Below are 1,179 nucleotides of genomic sequence, written 5' to 3' on the forward strand. Positions count from 1 at the left end.
ATGCTGAGGCGCGCATCATCGGCGCCGCGCATGCCGGCTGGAAAGGCGCGTTCACCGGCGTGCTCGAAAACACCATCCTGGCAATGGAAAGCCTCGGTGCCCGGCGTCAAAACATCGTCGCCGTGCTGGGCCCCTCCATCGGCCCTGATAACTACGAGGTCGGCCCGGAATTCGTCGCCCGCTTTGTCGATGCCGACGCCGAAAACATCCTCTATTTCGCGCCGTCCGCCAATGCCGGCCATGCCATGTTCGACCTCAACCGCTACACGGTTGACCGGCTGGCCGAGGCCGGCGTGACGGCTGAGGGCCTCGACCGCTGCACTTACGCCGAGGAAGGCCTGTTCTACTCCTACCGGCGCACCACGCATCGCAAGGAGCCCGATTACGGCCGGCAGGTTTCGGCAATCGTCTTGGAGAGGGAATAATGGCGCTGCATTTTGAACGATCTGAATTTGACGCGCGGCGCGACCGGCTGATCATCGAGATGGCCGAAAAGAAGCTTGATGCCATCCTGCTGTTCGCGCAGGAAAGCATGTACTGGCTGACCGGCTACGACACGTTCGGCTTCTGCTTCTTCCAGTGCCTGGTGGTGAAGGCCGACGGTTCGATGGTGCTGCTGACCCGCTCGGCCGACCTGCGCCAGGCGCGTCAGACCTCGATTATCGACAACATCGTCTTGTGGACGGACCGTAATGGCGCCAATCCGGCGGTAGACCTGCGTAATCTGCTCAACGAACTCGACCTGCTCGGAGCCCGCATCGGTGTCGAATACGACACCCATGGCCTGACCGCGTTCAATGGCCGACGGCTCGACGAACAGTTGCAGACCTTCGGCCAGATCGCCGATGCGTCCGGCATTGTCGGCCGCCTGCGCCTGTTCAAGAGCCCGGCCGAGATCGCCAAGGCCGAGAAGGCCGCCAATCTCTCCGACGATGCGCTCGACGCGGCGCTGCCGCTGATCAAGCAAGGCGGCGACGAAGCCCTGATCCTGGCCGCCATGCAGGGTGCGATCTTTGCCGGCGGCGGCGACTACCCGGCCAACGAGTTCATCATCGGCTCCGGCATCGATGCCCTGCTTTGCCGCTACAAGTCCGGACGCCGCAAGCTGAACAAGAACGATCAGCTGACGCTGGAGTGGGCGGGCGTCTTCCACCACTATCACGCTCCTATGATGCGCAC

2 protein-coding genes are annotated in these 1,179 nt (G+C 63.0%); both read left to right on the forward strand.

Annotated elements, in window-relative coordinates; translation table 11 throughout:
* The coding region (locus EN750_RS35320) for a laccase domain-containing protein (protein WP_189526700.1) at positions 1–425 on the forward strand (425 nt) is incomplete at its 5' end.
* A partial coding sequence (locus tag EN750_RS35325) for a Xaa-Pro peptidase family protein (protein WP_145968245.1) occupies positions 425–1,179 on the forward strand: 755 nt, incomplete at its 3' end. The genes EN750_RS35320 and EN750_RS35325, both read left to right, overlap by 1 nt.

It is taken from the genome of Mesorhizobium sp. M7A.F.Ca.ET.027.03.2.1, assembly GCF_003999175.1.
GTDB lineage: Bacteria > Pseudomonadota > Alphaproteobacteria > Rhizobiales > Rhizobiaceae > Mesorhizobium.